Origin of the sequence: Azospirillum sp. TSO35-2, assembly GCF_003116095.1 — a bacterium.
Taxonomy (GTDB): Bacteria; Pseudomonadota; Alphaproteobacteria; order Azospirillales; family Azospirillaceae; genus Azospirillum.
Map to the genome: position 1 here is coordinate 1150083 of NZ_LGRA01000008.1, position 445 is coordinate 1150527.

Below are 445 nucleotides of genomic sequence, written 5' to 3' on the forward strand. Positions count from 1 at the left end.
CAGCGTGATGTTCTTGCCCATCAGCTCGAACAGCGGCTTGACGGTGGCGAAGGCGGTGTCGGGGCCGCCGACCATGATGGTGAGCGAGGCGGCCTTGGCGCCGACCTCGCCGCCCGACACCGGGGCGTCGAGGTAGTCGCAGCCGAGGTCGTTGATGCGCTTGGCGAAGTCCTTGGTGGCGACCGGGGAGATGGACGACATGTCGACGACGATCTTGCCGGCGCCCAGCCCCTCGGCGACGCCGCCGGCGCTGAACAGGACCTTGTCGACGTCGGGGGTGTCGGGGACCATGATGAAGACGATCTCGGCCTGTTCCGCGACCTCCTTGCCGGAGGCGCAGACCACGGCGCCGCCGGCGGTCAGTGCGTCGGGCACCGCGCCGACGGTGTGGAGGTACAGCGTGTGGCCGGCCGCCTGCAGATGCCCCGCCATCGGCGTGCCCATG

1 protein-coding gene is annotated in these 445 nt (G+C 70.3%); it reads right to left on the reverse strand.

Translation table 11 applies throughout. From position 1 onward, the window contains the following. Positions 1 to 444: NAD(P)-binding domain-containing protein (locus TSO352_RS33455; RefSeq protein ID WP_247871934.1), on the reverse strand; the 444-nt coding region annotated here is incomplete at its 3' end. Between the last annotated feature and the right edge of the window lies 1 nt (position 445).